The organism is Pseudomonas sp. GW822-FHT04H02, assembly GCF_058800645.1.
Map to the genome: position 1 here is coordinate 935520 of NZ_JBXAMM010000002.1, position 14876 is coordinate 950395.

A 14876-nucleotide genomic window follows, 5' to 3' on the forward strand; every position below is an offset into this window, starting at 1 on the left:
CGCACTGGGCGAAGAAAACCCGCACCCCGATTGTTGCGTTCAATCCTGCGTTGCAGAGGCCTGGAGACAGAGCGACCGCCGGGTCATTTTTCGGCGTACGTCCCATCACAAAAATACGCTTCTCTTCACCTCGTTTCACTGGCTAAGCTCTGGCATCGTAAATTCCCGCAGAGGTCTCTTTATGTCGCAGTCATGGCCCGCCGCCGATATCGCTCGAATGATCCTCGATGGCTTCGACGACTACCGCGAGCATTTTCGCCAGATCACCGACGGTGCCCGGCAACGCTTCGAGCAGGCGCAGTGGCAGCAAGCGCAAAAGGCCTCGGCAGCGCGGATCAACCTGTATGAAGAGAAGGTGGGCGAGACCGTGGCGCGCCTGCACCAGGCCTTCAGCACCGAGTCGCTGATGGATGTCAGCCAGTGGCCACTGGTGAAAAGCGCCTACATCAGCCTGATCGACCTGCGCTTTGACGATGAGCTGTCCGAGACCTGGTACAACTCGATCTTCTGCGGCCTGTTCAGCCACGACCTGATCAGCGACGGCTGCATGTTCATCCACACCACCCGACCCAGCCTGCGCCGGGCCCGGGCCGCGCAGACCCGCAGCTACAAGCCCCAGGGCGAACTGGCGACGATGCTCGAACAGGTGTTCGCCGACTACCGCTTCAGCGAGGACTACGCCGACCTGCCGGGGGACCTGCGGCGCCTGGAGGCGCAATTGCGGGAGAACCTGCCGGACTGGGTGTGCAAGGACCCGGAACTGACCCTGGAACTGTTTTCCTCGGTGCTCTACCGCAACAAGGGCGCCTACCTGGTGGGGCGCATCTTCACCCATGAAGAACAGTGGCCGCTGGTGATCCCGCTACTGCACCGCGAAGGCCGGGGGATCCAGATCGACGCGCTGATCACCGACGAGGCGGACGTCTCGATCATCTTTTCCTTCACCCGTTCCTACTTCATGGTGGACGTGCCGGTGCCGGCGGAATTCATCGGCTTCCTCAAGCGCATCCTGCCGGGCAAGCACATCGCCGAGCTGTACACCTCCATCGGTTTCTACAAGCACGGCAAGTCGGAGTTCTACCGTGCCCTGATCAACCACCTGGCCAGCACCGACGATCGCTTCATCATGGCCCCCGGGGTGCGCGGCATGGTCATGAGCGTGTTCACCCTGCCGGGCTTCAACACCGTGTTCAAGATCATCAAGGACCGCTTCTCGCCGTCGAAGAACGTCGACCGGGCCACGGTGATCGAGAAATACCGGCTGGTGAAAAGCGTGGATCGGGTGGGCCGCATGGCCGATACCCAGGAGTTCGCCGACTTCCGCTTCCCCCTGAGCAAGTTCGACCCGGCGTGCCTTGAGGAACTGCTGGAAGTGGCGCCCTCCACGGTGGCGGTGGAAGGCCAGACGGTACTGATCCGCCACTGCTGGACCGAGCGGCGCATGACCCCGCTCAACCTCTACCTGGAGCATGCCAACGAAGCCCAGGTGCGCGAGGCCCTGGAGGACTACGGCCTGGCGATCAAGCAGCTGGCGGCGGCCAACATCTTCCCCGGCGACATGCTGCTGAAGAACTTCGGCGTCACCCGCCATGGCCGGGTGGTGTTCTATGACTACGACGAAATCTGCTTCCTCACCGAAGCCAACTTCCGCCACATTCCGGCCCCTCGTACCCCGGAAGATGAAATGGCTTCCGAACCCTGGTATTCCATCGGCCCCCACGACGTGTTTCCCGAGGAGTTCCCGCCGTTCCTGTTCGCCGATGCCGGCCAGCGCAAGCTGTTCGACCAGCTGCACGGCGAGCTGTACAACGCCGATTACTGGAAGGGCCTGCAGGAGGCCATCCGCGCCGGCAAGGTGATCGATGTCTTCCCTTACCGGCGCCAAGGCCTGGAAGACGAATAAATAGACGTGCAGGAGCCGGTTTGCCGGCGAGGGCGCCCTCACTGGCCCCTTCGCCGACAAGCCGGCTCCTACGTATTGCATGGACTTTTCTGCGACAATCGCGCCCTGCCTAAATAGACGACCCTTGCGTACCTGATGACTGACGAATCGCCTGCAATCGACCAACTGCTGAAAAACCTCGATCAAGCCATGCTCGGCGACCGTCACCGGTTGCGCCGGCAGTTGCTCGAACTGCGCAAGAAGCCCGACGAGGCCAAGCTCGCCCAGTGGCTGGAGCGCATGCAGGCTTCCTGCAACCTGGTGACGGCGCGGCGCCAGAGCGTGCCGCAGATCCGCTATGACGACAGCCTGCCGATTGCCGCCAAGCGCGACGAGATCAAGGAGGCGCTGCTCAAGCATCAGGTGCTGATCATTGCCGGCGAGACCGGCTCGGGCAAGACCACCCAGTTGCCGAAAATCTGCCTGGAAATCGGTCGTGGCCAGCATGGCCTGATCGGCCATACCCAGCCCCGGCGGATTGCCGCCCGCAGCGTGGCCAGCCGGGTCGCCGAAGAGCTGGCCACGCCCCTGGGCTCGCTGGTGGGCTACCAGGTGCGCTTCGAGGACCAGAGCGATTCCAGCACCCTGATCAAGCTGATGACCGACGGCATCCTGCTGGCGGAAACCCAGAACGATCGCTACCTGGAACGCTACGACACGATCATCGTCGACGAGGCCCACGAGCGCAGCCTGAATATCGACTTCCTCCTCGGCTACCTCAAGACCCTGCTGCCGCGGCGCCCGGACCTGAAGGTCATCATCACCTCGGCGACCATCGACCTTGAGCGCTTCTCCAAGCACTTCGATAACGCGCCGATCGTCGAGGTCTCCGGCCGCACCTTCCCGGTGGAAACCTGGTATCGCCCGTTGACCCTGGAACAGGACGAGGAGGGCAACCGGGTCGAGGACGACCTCACGGTGGACCAGGCGATCCTCGCCACCCTGGATGAAATCGCCGCCCATGAACGCAGTGAAAGGCGCAGCCCCGGGGACGTGCTGGTGTTCCTGCCCGGCGAGCGGGAGATCCGCGACGCCGCGGAGATGCTGCGCAAGGCCCAGCTCAAGCACACCGAGATCCTGCCGCTGTACGCGCGCCTGTCGCCGGCCGAACAGCAGCGCATCTTCCAGTCCCACCCGGGCCGCCGCGTGGTGCTGGCCACCAACGTCGCCGAAACCTCGCTGACCGTGCCGGGCATCCGCTACGTGATCGACAGCGGCACTGCGCGCATCAGCCGCTACAGCTACCGGGCCAAGGTCCAGCGCCTGCCCATCGAGGCGATTTCCCAGGCCAGCGCCAACCAGCGCAAGGGCCGTTGCGGCCGGGTCGAACCGGGGATCTGCGTACGCCTGTACAGCGAGGAAGATTTCCTCGGCCGGCCGGAATTCACCGACCCGGAGATCCTGCGTACCAACCTGGCGGCGGTGATCCTGCAGATGCTGCACCTGCGCCTGGGGGAAATCACTGCCTTCCCGTTTATCGAGCCGCCGGATGGCAAGGCCATCAGCGACGGTTTCAACCTGCTGCAGGAACTCTCGGCAGTCGACCGCAACAGCCAGCTGACACCACTGGGCCGGCAACTGGCGCGCCTGCCGGTGGATCCGCGCATGGGCCGCATGCTGCTGGAAGCGGCCAAGCTCGGCAGCCTCCAGGAAGTGCTGATCGTCGCCAGCGCCATGTCGATCCAGGACCCCCGCGAGCGTCCGCCGGAGCGCCAGCAGGCCGCCGACCAGGCCCACGCTCAGTGGAAGGACGTGGATTCGGACTTCGCCGGGCTGGTCAACCTGTGGCGCGGCTTCGAAGAACAGCGCCAGGCCCTCACCGCCAGCCCGCTGCGCAACTGGTGCCGCAAGAATTTCCTGAACTACCTGCGCCTGCGCGAGTGGCGTGATTCGCACCGGCAATTGAGCCTGATCTGCCGCGACCTGCAACTGAGCCTGAACAAGGAGCCGGCGGACTACCCGAAACTGCACAAGGCGGTGCTGGTAGGCCTGCTCAGCCAGATCGGCCAGAAGACCGAAGACGGCGACTACCTGGGGGCCCGCCAGCGGCGCTTCTGGATCCACCCGTCCTCGGGCCTGGGCAAGAAGCGCCCGCAATGGCTGATGACCGCCGAGCTGGTGGAAACCACCAAGCTCTATGCGCGCATGGTGGCCAAGATCGAGCCGGACTGGATCGAGCCCCTGGCCGGCCATCTGGTGAAGAAGAACCACTTCGAGCCCCATTGGGAGAAGAAGCGCGGCCAGGTAGTGGCCTACGAGCAGATCACCCTGTTCGGCCTGATCGTGGTCGGCCGCCGGCCAGTGCATTACGGCCCGGTGGACCCGGTGGTGTCCCGCGAGCTGTTCATCCGCGAGGCCCTGGTGCGTGGCGAAATCCAGTCCAAGGCCAAGTGCCTGAGCGCCAACACCCAACTGCTGGAACAGCTCGATGCCCTGGAAGCCAAGGCCCGGCGCCGCGACATCCTGGCCGACGAGGAAACCCTGTTCGCCTTCTACGACGCACGCCTGCCAGCGGAGATCCACCAGACCGCGACCTTCGACAGCTGGTACCGGGTGCACAGCCAGAAGAACCCGCAGTTGTTGATCATGCGCGAGGAAGACGTGCTGGCCCGCGAGGCCAGCGAGGTCACCGCGAAGCAGTACCCGGACACCCTGCATATCGGCGACCTGGAACTGGCCCTGAGTTACCACTTCGAACCCAACCATCCCCGGGACGGCGTAACCCTGCGGGTGCCGGCGCCGCTACTGCCGGCACTGCCCGCCGAACGCCTGGAATGGCTGGTGCCGGGGCTGATCGAGGCCAAGTGCATCGCCCTGGTGCGCAACCTGCCCAAGGCCCTGCGCAAGAACTTCGTGCCGGTGCCGGACTTCGTCAAGGCCGCCCTGCAGCGCATGGTCTTCGCCGAGGGCTCCTTGCCCCAGGCCCTGGGCCGCGAGCTGCTGCGCATGACCGGTGCCCGGGTCAGCGACGAGGCCTGGAGCGAAGCCGAACAACAGGTGGAAAGCCACCTGCGGATGAACCTGGAAATCGTCGACGCCCAGGGCAAGTTCCTCGGCGAAGGCCGCGACCTGGCCGAACTGACCGCGCGTTTCGCCGAAGCCAGCCAGGCTGCCCTGGCGGTGCCGCAGACTGCCAAGAGCCAGCAACCGGTGCAAGCCAAGGTATTTGCCGCGGTGGCGGAAAAGACCCAGCAGAAGATCGCCGGGCTGTCGATGACGGTGTACCCGGCCCTGGTGGAGGAGGCGGGTACGGTCAAGGAAGGGCGCTTCTCCACCGCTGCCGAAGCCGAGTTCCAGCATCGCCGGGCCTTGCAGCGCCTGCTGTTGCAGCAACTGGCCGAGCCGGCCAAGTTCCTGCGGGGCAAGTTGCCGGGCCTTACCGAGCTGGGCCTGCTGTACCGCGAACTGGGCCGGGTCGATGCGCTGGTGGAGGACATTCTCCTGGCCAGCCTCGACAGTTGCATTCTTGAAGGCGAGGCCGTGCTGCCTCGGGATGGCGCGGGCCTGGCCTCCCTGGCCGAGCGCAAGCGTGGTGCCTGGACCGAGCACGCCGAGCGCCTGGCACGCCTGACCCTGGAGATCCTCAAGCTCTGGCACGGCCTGCAAAAGCGCTTCAAGGGCAAGATCGACCTGGCCCAGGCCGTGGCCCTCAACGACATCAAGGCCCAGCTGGCGAACCTGGTGTACCCGGGCTTTGTCCGGGAAACCCCGGCCCTGTGGCTCAAGGAACTGCCGCGTTACCTCAAGGCCGTGGAACTGCGCTTCGAGAAACTCGGCAGCCAGGTGCAGAAGGACCGGGTCTGGAGCAGCGAGCTCTCGGGCCTGTGGAGCCAGTACCAGACCCGGGCCCAGAAGCATGCCCAGGAAGGCAAGCGCGACCCGCAGCTGGAGCTGTACCGCTGGTGGCTGGAGGAGTACCGGGTGTCCCTGTTCGCCCAGCAGTTGGGGACCAAGGTGCCGATTTCCGACAAGCGCCTGAGCAAGCAGTGGAGCCTGGTCGACGCCTGATCTAAAGCCCTTCGCAGGCGCTGGCGTGCCAGCGAAAGCGCCGCCAGGGGCGGCATAGGGTTGACTCCGTCGATCTTGCAGTTGCGGCGAAATGGCGGAGGTTATGGCAAACTCCGCCGTCATAAATGCCGGCCCCGGCTTTCTGCATCGCAGGCAGCCTGGGCGGATCGGAATAAAGCGATGCCAGAAACGGCTCCCTTGGCGGGAGTCGTCCCTTTACGGTTTGGTACGTGAGTGCCAATACCTTCTGCCTCAACACATTAGAGGAACGACCGTGCACAACGTCGTCATCAGCGGCACCGGCCTGTTTACCCCGGCCAACAGCATCTCCAACGAAGAGCTGGTGGAATCGTTCAATACCTACGTCCACCAGTTCAACAGTGACAACGCTGCCGCCATCGAGCGCGGCGAAGTGCAGGCCCTGACCGAATCCAACGCCGCCTTCATCGAAAAGGCCTCGGGCATCAAGAGCCGCTTCGTCATGGACAAGGACGGCATCCTCGACCCGCAGCGCATGGCTCCACGCCTGCCGGAACGCTCCAACGACGAATGGTCGGTACTCTGCCAGATGGCCGTGGCCGCCGCCGAGCAAGCCCTGCAGCGGGCCGGCAAGACTGCCGCCGACATCGACGGGGTGATCGTCGCCTGCTCCAACCTGCAGCGCGCCTACCCGGCCATCGCCATCGAAGTCCAGGCCGCACTGGGCATCCAGGGTTTTGGCTTCGACATGAACGTGGCCTGCTCCTCGGCGACCTTCGGCATCCAGGCGGCCTGCAACAGCGTGCAACTGGGCCAGGCCCGGGCGATCCTGATGGTCAACCCTGAAGTCTGCACCGGGCACCTGAACTTCCGTGACCGCGACAGCCACTTCATCTTCGGCGACGCCGCCACCGCGGTGGTCATCGAGCGAGCCGACCTGGCCACCTCCGAGCACCAGTTCGACATCGTCAGCACCAAGCTGCTGACCCAGTTCTCCAATAACATCCGCAACAACTTCGGCTTCCTCAACCGCGCCGCGGAAGAGGGTATCGGTGCCCGCGACAAGCTGTTCGTCCAGGAAGGCCGCAAGGTATTTCGCGATGTATGTCCGATGGTGGCCGAGCTGATCGCTGCGCACCTGGAAGAAAACCAGCTCAACGTCAGCGACGTGAAGCGCTTCTGGCTGCACCAGGCCAACCTCAGCATGAACCACCTGATCGTCAAGAAGCTCCTGGGCCGCGAAGCCTCGGTGGAAGAAGCGCCGGTGATTCTCGACACTTACGCCAACACCAGTTCGGCGGGTTCGGTGATTGCCTTCCACAAGTACCAGGACGACCTGGCCAGCGGTTCCCTGGCCGTGCTCAGCTCCTTTGGCGCCGGTTATTCGATCGGTAGCGTGTTGCTGCGCAAGCGTTGATCCAGGGTTGGGGTGTGGCGTCGGGCGGGATTGGCGCGTCACACCCCCTCAAACCTGCATGATTGAACGAGGCACGAATGGCCGCTGCTGATGACACGCAACTGCTAGAGCGCCTGTTGGCGGGCGAACAAAAGGCTTACAAGGAACTGGTCGGCACCTACCAGAGCGCCATGCGCGCCGTGGCCTACGCCATTGTCGGCAACCGCCACGCCGACGAAGTGGTACAGGACGCCTGGCTGTCGGTGGTGCGCAACCTGGCGGGTTTCCAGGGGCGTTCCAGCCTCAAGACCTGGCTGCTGACCATCACCGCCAACGCGGCCAAGAGCCGCTACAAGCAGAACCGCCGGGAAGTGTTGCTCGACGATCTGCCGGCGCCCCATGGCACCGTGGGTGATGAGCGTTTCTCCTCCAGCGATGGTCACTGGCTGGTGGCGCCTTTCGCCTGGCACGAAGACACCCCGGAAGCCCTGCTGACCGAGTCCGAACTGCGTGACTGCCTGGAGCACACCCTGCTCAGCCTGTCGGAGTTGCAGAGCAGTGTCCTGCTGTTGCGCGAACGCCAGGGCCTGGAGCTGGAAGAGATCTGTAACCTTTTGGGGCTCACGCTCTCCAATGTCCGGGTACTGCTGCACCGGGCGCGTCTGAAGGTCTTCGCCACCGTGGAGCATTTTGAGGAAACCGGCCAATGCTGACCTGCAAGGAACAAGTGGCACGATCCAGCGATTATCTCGATGGCCAGTTGAGCTTTCGCGAGCGCTTGATGGTGCGCCATCATCTGTTGTTCTGCCCCAACTGCCGGCGTTTCATTCGCCAGATGCGCCTGCTCCAGGCCACCTTGCGGGTGCTTCCGGAGCCGCCCCTGGAAGGTCTCGACGAACTGGCCGAGCGTCTGGCCGCCGAGCGCCAGAACCACCGCTGATCCTGCTTCCCCCATGGCTCGGTAGCCGCTGTCGAGCCCCGGCGAGGCTGCGAAAAGGCCCGCAGGGCCTTGCTTGACGGTCTCCCGTCGAACCTCCAGCGCCCTCAGGATCGCGGCGTCTCCTACGGAGCCGTTCGCCGCCTCGCCGGGGCTCGACGGCTACAGACGCCACATGAAACTGTCATCCGATCAAAGGTGACAGTGTTCTTGTGTCCCCCTATTCCCCCGCAAAACCCAGGGCAAAGGCTCTAGTACAGGCTTTTTGCCTTATTTCATTTCGAAGTAAAAAAGTTCCCCTGTAATCAAATATTTATCTATCAGCAACCCGGCTGAAATAACCCCTCGCCAAGATTCCCACCCAACACCAGCGGGCCAACCCCGCGTGTTTTCCAACGCTACAGACCACCAATTAGGGGAACTCTTCGATGATCCGTAAGCACTTCGCCGGTTTTGCCGCCAGCGCCCTGGCCCTGGCAGTAACCGCCCAGGCTTTCGCTGGCACCGTCACCACCGACGGCGCCGATATCGTAGTCAAAACCAAGGGCGGCCTTGAGGTTGCTACCACCGACTCCGCGTTCAGCTTCAAGCTGGGCGGTCGTCTGCAAGCCGACTATGGCCGTTTCGACGGGTTCTACACCAAGAATGGTGACAGCGGCGACGGCGCGTACTTCCGCCGCGCCTATCTGGAATTGGGCGGTACCGCCTACAAGGATTGGAAATACCAGATCAACTACGACTTCTCCCACAACTCGGGCACCGCCGATGACGGTTACTTCGACGAGGCGTCCATCTCCTACGTCGGCTTCAAGCCGGTGACCCTGCGCGCCGGCCGCTTCGACGAAGACTTCGGCCTGGAGAAGGCCACCAGTTCCAAGTGGGTTACCGCCATGGAGCGTAACGCCGCCTACGAGCTGGCCGACTGGGTCAACTCCCACGAGAACGGCATGGGCCTGCAGGCCAGCTCGGTGGTCGCCGACATGGCCTACCTGTCCGGCAGCGTGGCGGCCAAGGACATCAACGACAAGGACGGCGACAGCGTCAAGCAGTTCAACGCCCGTGCCGTGTTCGCCCCGATGCACGAGACCGGCAACGTCCTGCACTTCGGTCTGGACTTTGCCAGCCGTGATGTGAGCGACACCGCTTTCGACTCGCGGATCCGCCCACGCCTGGGCGTGCGTGGTATCGCCACCAACGGCGGCAACGATGCCGGCACCAACGGCAACCGTGCCACCTTCGGCGGCGGCGCCGGCCTCAACGCGTCGAGCCAGACGGCCGTTGGCGCCTATGACAATGACCGGGTGTTCGGCGGTGAATTCGCCTTCGCCACCGGCCCGTTCTCGGCCCAGGCGGAATACCTGACCCGCAAGCTGCAGGCCGACAGCAACGCCTACAAGGACGTCAAGGCCACCGGTTTCTACGGCCAACTGGCCTATACCCTGACCGGCGAGGCCCGGGTGTACAAACTCGACGGCGCCAAGTTCGACACCATCAAGCCCGAGAACAAGCAGTACGGTGCCTGGGAAGTGTTCTACCGCTACGACAACATCAAGGTCGATGACAAGAACGTCGTAGCCGCCACCGCCACCCGTGACGTCGGCGATGCCAAGGCCACCATGAACACCATCGGGGTCAACTGGTACGCCAACGAGGCGATCAAGATTTCCGCCAACTACATCAAGGTCAACACCGACAAGATCACCAACAACGTTGGCGATGACAGCGGCGATGCCCTCGTAGCCCGTGTGCAGTACGTGTTCTAAGGCTGTTGCAACACCCAGGTAGAGCTCTTTCTCATCCGTTATAGCTCCTCTCGTTTTAACCCCGCCCCGGCGGGGTTTTTTTTGCCCGCTGAACGGGCGCCTCTCAAGGGCAGGCGGTTTCGTGCAGGTACAGCCACTGCGCCGCATCGCCCTGCACGCGAATGATCGCCAGGGACAGGCGCGCGCTTTCGACCTGGCCCAGGCGGTGGGTTTCCTTGTAGTGGATCGCCGCGCTCTGGCCTTCCTGCCACACACAGCGCACCTGGCTGATGCTGATTTCCAGACCGGGGCGTTGGCCCAGGCCTTCGCGAAACAGCTGTTCCACCTGCTCGCGACCGACCATGGCGCCGCCGGTGGTGACCATCTGGAAGTCTTCGGCGAACAGCCCCAGCAAGGGATCGATGCAGGCCTCGGCATCCCCGCGCTGGTTGGTGAAGACGCTGTGAATCAGTTGGTGAATCCAGTGCACGCTGTATTGCGCCTGTCTAGCGATCGAGTTGGGCATGGGAGGCCTCGGGTGGTGGGAGTCGGTTCAGGGTCAACAGGGGTAGCAGGCCGGCTGCGGCGGCCAGCAAAAGGCTCAGGTGGTAGGCGCCGGTGACGCCCCGATAACCCAGCAGCAGGTTGTAGAGCATCAACAGCAAGGCCGCGCCGAGGCTGAAGGCCATCTGCCGGTTGATGTTCCAGATCACGCTGGCCTTGTGCGTATCGGCGCCGTCGAAGTCCAGCAGGGCGGTGGTCTGCGCGGTATTGGCACCGGCGCCGCCGCCCAGGCCCATCAGCAGGTAGGCCAGGCTGATCAGGGGCAGATCGGCCAGCGAATCGACCCCGTACAGGCTGGCGATGCCGGCGCTGTGCAGCACCAGGGCGATGGCGAACAGCCGTGCGGCGCCCAGGCGATTGTACAAACGTCCGCAGGCGAGCATCGCCAGCAGTGCGCCGGCGGCATACAGCAGCATGAACATGCCGCTGTGCTGGGCGCTCAGGTGCAGGCTCTCCTGAAGGAAGAACAGGCTCAGCAGATTGACCCCGGTGAAGAGCCCGGGGATCGCGTGATAGATAGCCACCGACAGGCCCAGGCGCGGATTTTTCAGCAGCCGCAGTTCGACGATGGGCCGGGCGCAGGCCCGACAGTGACGCCGGTAGCACTCGGCCAATAGCAGGCCGGCAACCAGGCCCGGTGCGGCCTGATGGGCCGGGTAGCCGCTGCCGTACAGCGACATGCCGAGCAACAGGCAGCCCAGGCTCGCAGTCACCAGCAGCAGGCCGCGCAGGTCCGGGCGCGGCGGTGGCGCCGAGCGCTCGGCGTTGATCCAGCACCAGGACAACAACGCCGCCAGCAGCGACAGCGGCAGGCTGGCGAAGAACACCCAGCGCCAGGAACTGTGGTCGACAATGGCGCCACCCACCGTGGGCGACAGCGCTGGCGCCAGTAGCGCCACGGCCATCACCAGGGTGGAGATCCGCGCCCGTTGCGTGCCCTGGAACAGGTTGAAGGTCAGTGCCTGCCCCAGGGGAATCAGCAGGCCGCCGGCCATGCCCTGGACCAGCCGCCAGAACACCAGTGGCATGAAGCTGTCGGCCAGCCCGCACATCAGCCCGGCAACGCTGAACAGCAGCATCGAGGCGCAGAGCACCTGGCGGTTGCCGAAACGCGCCGCGAGCCAGGTGCTGATGGCGATCACCAGGGTCAGGCCGAGGATGTAGGCATTGGCGACCCAGGCCACGGCGGCGCTGGACACTTGCAGTTGGGCGGCGATAGTGGGCAGGGCCACCGCCGACATGAAAATGTTGACGCAGTCGATGAAGAATCCGAGAAGGAATACCACCGCCACTTTGTATCTGTAAGTCATGCCGTCTCCCTTTTGGCGCGCAGCTTAGGGAGCTTGGGGACAGGGTGTCGAGGTGCCTATACTTGACGCATTGTTTAATGAGATTTGACAGTGAGCGAAAATTTTCACGGCCAACTGCACCGGGTACAGACCTTTCTTGCGGTGGTGGACTTCGGTTCATACACCCGCGCCGCGCAGTACCTGGGCATCAGCAAGGCGATGGCCAGCCTGCACATAAAGGCTCTGGAGCAAGCGCTGGCGAGCACCTTGCTGATCCGCACCACGCGGCAGGTGACACTGACCGAGACCGGCCAGGCCCTCTACGACGAGTTCAAGGGGATTGTCGCCAATATCGACACCGCCTTCGACAATGTGCTGCACGGGCGCGACCGGGTCAGTGGCAAGTTGCGCATCAGCTCCACGGCGGAGTATGCCGAGACGTTCGTGTTGCCGATCCTGCCGTTGTTCACCGCGCGTTATCCCGAGGTGCGCCTGAGTTATCACTTCAACTCGTCGTTGAATGATCTGGTGGCGGAAAAGCTCGACCTGGTGATCCGCCTCGGGCACCTGGCGGACTCGGGGTTCAAGGGGCGCCAGCTGGCGGACTACGCCATTGTCCTGGTGGCCAGCCCGGCGCTGCTCAAGGACCGGCAGGTGACGCAGCCTGAAGAGCTCGATGCCTGGCCCTGGATTGGCAACAGCAACCTGGGCGGGCCGCCGGGCTGGACCTTCAGCCATCTGCGCCGTGGCGAGGTGGAGGTCAAGGTCAGCCCCGGGCACGAGTCCAACTCGGCGACGGCGATTCGCGCCATGGCCCTGGCCGGCCTGGGGCTGGCGGTGCTGCCGGAGTGGATGGTCCTCGATGACCTGGGCAACGGGCGGCTGGTGCGGGTATTGCCCGAGTACCGGCTGGCCACGCAGCCGGTGCATGTGCTGTTTCCCAACAGTGCGCACCTGCCGCGCAAGTCCCGGGTGTTCATCGACTTTCTGGCGGAGCACCTGGGGCGCTAGCGCTGCGGCGGTTTCGGTGAACCCGGGGATGGAGGATACTCCCCGGGTTGTTCGATCTGAATTCCGGGGACCCCGATGCCGCTGCAATCCTTGAACAGCCTGTCCGCCGTCGATCCTGCGCAATGGGATGGCCTGCTCAAGGACGGGCAACCCTTTGTGCGCCACGCCTTTCTCAGTGCCCTGGAAGACAGCGGCAGCCTTGGCCCGCGCTCTGGCTGGCAGGCCGAGCACCTGCTGCATGTCGAAGACGGTCGGCTGCTGGCGGCGCTGCCCAGCTATCGCAAATGGCATTCCTACGGCGAATACGTGTTCGATCATGGCTGGGCGGATGCCTGCGACCGGGCCGGAATCGACTACTACCCCAAGCTGCTGACGGCGGTGCCGTTCAGCCCGGTGAGCGGCGCCCGGGTGCTGGCAGCGACCCAGGCAGATGCGCTCGAACTGCTGAAAAGCCTGCCCGGCTACCTGGAGATCGAAGGGCTTTCCAGTGCCCATATCAACTTCACCGACGATTTCAGCGACGCGGCCCTGGAGCAGCAACCGGGCTGGCTGCAGCGCCTGGGCTGCCAGTTTCACTGGCAGAACCGTGGCTACCGGGACTTTCAGGATTTCCTCGATGCCCTGAGCTCGCGCAAGCGCAAGCAGATGCGCAAGGAGCGCGAGCAGGTGGCGGGGCAGGGCATTGATTTCCAGTGGCTCGAAGGCCATGAACTGGACCAGGCGCAGTGGGATTTCGTCTATGCCTGCTACGCCAACACTTACGCAGTGCGGCGCCAGTCACCCTACCTGACCCGAGCATTTTTCAGCCTGCTGGCCGAGCGTATGCCCGAAGCGATCCGCGTGGTCCTGGCCAAGCAGGGCGGGCGCCCGGTGGCCATGGCCTTCAGCCTGGTGGGCGGCGACAGTTTCTATGGGCGCTACTGGGGGTGCCTGGCGGAGTTCGACCGCCTGCATTTCGAGACCTGTTTCTACCAGGGCATGGAGTACGCCATTGCCCAGGGGCTGCAGCGCTTCGACGCCGGCGCCCAGGGCGAGCACAAGCTGATTCGCGGCTTCGAACCGGTGCTCACCCGCTCCTGGCACTACCTGCGCCATCCCGGGCTGAAGGCTGCGGTGAAGGATTTCCTGCAACAGGAACAGGCCGGAATCCGCGCCTATGCGCAAGAGGCGAGGGACGCCTTGCCCTATCGGCAGGCGTAACCCTCGCCGGCGTTGCTCAGCCGTCTTCCTTGCCCAGCCAGCGATAGACCACGCCGCCGATCACTGCGCCAAGGATCGGCGCCAGCCAGAACATCCACAGCTGCTGCAACGCCCAGCCGCCGACGATCAGCGCCGGTCCGGTGCTGCGGGCCGGGTTGACCGAGGTGTTGGTGACCGGGATCGAGATCAGGTGGATCAGGGTCAGGGCCAGGCCGATGGCGATGGGCGCCAGCCCCGCCGGGGCGCGTTTGTCGGTGGCGCCGAGGATGATCACCACGAACATCAAGGTCATCACCAACTCACAGACAAAACCCGCGGCCATGGAATAGCCGCCGGGGGAGTGTGCGCCATAGCCGTTGGACGCCAGCCCCGAGGCCAGTTCGAACCCCGGCTTGCCGCTGGCGATGAAGTACAGCAGCGCCGCGGCGATCACTCCGCCGATCACCTGCGCGACGATATAGGCCGGCAGTTCCCTGGCCGGAAAGCGTCCACCCACCACCAGCCCGACGGACACCGCGGGGTTCAAGTGGCAACCGGAGATATGGCCGATGGCGAAGGCCATGGTCAGCACCGTCAGGCCGAAGGCCAGGGCGACCCCGAGCAGGCCGATACCGACGTTGGGAAAGGCCGCCGCCAGCACGGCGCTGCCGCAACCGCCCAGGACCAGCCAGAACGTACCGAGCAATTCGGTGACAGAACGTTTGAACAAAGACATGAGAGAGTCCTTGATAGGTCAACCTATCAACGCGATACAACTGTTATGCATCCCGCAGGTTAACTACAGGTTCCGCTCCGGAACCTAGGCTGA

11 protein-coding genes are annotated in these 14876 nt (G+C 64.2%); 8 read left to right on the forward strand and 3 right to left on the reverse strand.

Going from position 1 to position 14876, the window contains the following annotated elements; translation table 11 throughout:
• Positions 1–181 precede the first annotated feature (181 nt).
• The 6 genes from aceK (at position 182) to AC1RMG_RS11130 (ending at position 10025) form a co-directional block, all read left to right on the forward strand.
• On the forward strand, positions 182–1903 hold the full coding sequence (gene aceK / locus AC1RMG_RS11105; protein ID WP_011059868.1) for a bifunctional isocitrate dehydrogenase kinase/phosphatase: 1722 nt from the start codon (positions 182–184) through the stop codon (positions 1901–1903).
• A gap of 135 nt (positions 1904–2038) precedes the next feature.
• Positions 2039–5950 carry an ATP-dependent RNA helicase HrpA gene (hrpA, locus tag AC1RMG_RS11110; RefSeq protein ID WP_015634569.1) on the forward strand — a complete coding sequence of 1304 codons (3912 nt, stop codon included), beginning with the start codon at positions 2039–2041 and terminating at the stop codon, positions 5948–5950.
• A 274-nt stretch (positions 5951–6224) separates the two neighbouring features.
• Positions 6225–7346, forward strand: a complete 1122-nt coding sequence (locus AC1RMG_RS11115; RefSeq protein WP_019093329.1) for a beta-ketoacyl-ACP synthase III — start codon at positions 6225–6227, stop codon at positions 7344–7346.
• 77 nt (positions 7347–7423) lie between these two features.
• A complete protein-coding gene (locus AC1RMG_RS11120; RefSeq protein ID WP_011059871.1) occupies positions 7424–8038 on the forward strand; it encodes an RNA polymerase sigma factor in 615 nt (204 codons plus the stop codon).
• On the forward strand, positions 8032–8265 hold the full coding sequence (locus AC1RMG_RS11125) for an anti-sigma factor family protein (RefSeq protein ID WP_011059872.1): 234 nt from the start codon (positions 8032–8034) through the stop codon (positions 8263–8265). The genes AC1RMG_RS11120 and AC1RMG_RS11125 overlap by 7 nt, the downstream gene beginning before the upstream one ends.
• Positions 8266–8690: 425 nt before the next feature.
• On the forward strand, positions 8691–10025 hold the full coding sequence (locus tag AC1RMG_RS11130; protein WP_011059873.1) for an OprO/OprP family phosphate-selective porin: 1335 nt from the start codon (positions 8691–8693) through the stop codon (positions 10023–10025).
• Between the two features lie 103 nt (positions 10026–10128).
• On the opposite strand, the gene AC1RMG_RS11135 is transcribed toward AC1RMG_RS11130, so the two are convergent.
• Positions 10129–10530 carry a nuclear transport factor 2 family protein gene (locus AC1RMG_RS11135; RefSeq protein WP_026019998.1) on the reverse strand — a complete coding sequence of 134 codons (402 nt, stop codon included), beginning with the start codon at positions 10528–10530 and terminating at the stop codon, positions 10129–10131.
• Positions 10511–11878, reverse strand: a complete 1368-nt coding sequence (locus AC1RMG_RS11140; protein WP_011059875.1) for an MFS transporter — start codon at positions 11876–11878, stop codon at positions 10511–10513. Before AC1RMG_RS11140 ends, AC1RMG_RS11135 begins: the two co-directional genes overlap by 20 nt.
• Positions 11879–11962: 84 nt before the next feature.
• On the opposite strand from AC1RMG_RS11140, the gene AC1RMG_RS11145 reads away from it, so the two are divergent.
• Positions 11963–12868 (forward strand): LysR family transcriptional regulator, encoded by a 906-nt coding sequence (locus AC1RMG_RS11145; RefSeq protein ID WP_368994412.1) that lies wholly within the window; start codon positions 11963–11965, stop codon positions 12866–12868.
• A gap of 75 nt (positions 12869–12943) precedes the next feature.
• On the forward strand, positions 12944–14068 hold the full coding sequence (locus tag AC1RMG_RS11150; RefSeq protein ID WP_011059877.1) for a GNAT family N-acetyltransferase: 1125 nt from the start codon (positions 12944–12946) through the stop codon (positions 14066–14068).
• A gap of 16 nt (positions 14069–14084) precedes the next feature.
• Here the strand turns inward: AC1RMG_RS11150 and aqpZ are convergent, their stop codons facing one another.
• The gene (aqpZ, locus tag AC1RMG_RS11155) at positions 14085–14783 is read right to left on the reverse strand and encodes an aquaporin Z (protein ID WP_011059878.1); all 699 of its coding nucleotides are present in this window, start codon (positions 14781–14783) and stop codon (positions 14085–14087) included.
• Positions 14784–14876: the final 93 nt, after the last annotated feature.

Excerpts from the sequence above, each read along its gene's own strand:
- AC1RMG_RS11140 (WP_011059875.1), bottom strand. The coding sequence starts at position 11,878 with ATGACTTACAGATACAAAGTGGCGGTGGTATTCCTTCTCGGATTCTTC.
- aceK (WP_011059868.1), top strand. The coding sequence starts at position 182 with ATGTCGCAGTCATGGCCCGCCGCCGATATCGCTCGAATGATCCTCGAT.
- AC1RMG_RS11125 (WP_011059872.1), top strand. The coding sequence starts at position 8,032 with ATGCTGACCTGCAAGGAACAAGTGGCACGATCCAGCGATTATCTCGAT.
- hrpA (WP_015634569.1), top strand. The coding sequence starts at position 2,039 with ATGACTGACGAATCGCCTGCAATCGACCAACTGCTGAAAAACCTCGAT.
- AC1RMG_RS11150 (WP_011059877.1), top strand. The coding sequence starts at position 12,944 with ATGCCGCTGCAATCCTTGAACAGCCTGTCCGCCGTCGATCCTGCGCAA.
- AC1RMG_RS11120 (WP_011059871.1), top strand. The coding sequence starts at position 7,424 with ATGGCCGCTGCTGATGACACGCAACTGCTAGAGCGCCTGTTGGCGGGC.
- AC1RMG_RS11135 (WP_026019998.1), bottom strand. The coding sequence starts at position 10,530 with ATGCCCAACTCGATCGCTAGACAGGCGCAATACAGCGTGCACTGGATT.
- aqpZ (WP_011059878.1), bottom strand. The coding sequence starts at position 14,783 with ATGTCTTTGTTCAAACGTTCTGTCACCGAATTGCTCGGTACGTTCTGG.
- AC1RMG_RS11130 (WP_011059873.1), top strand. The coding sequence starts at position 8,691 with ATGATCCGTAAGCACTTCGCCGGTTTTGCCGCCAGCGCCCTGGCCCTG.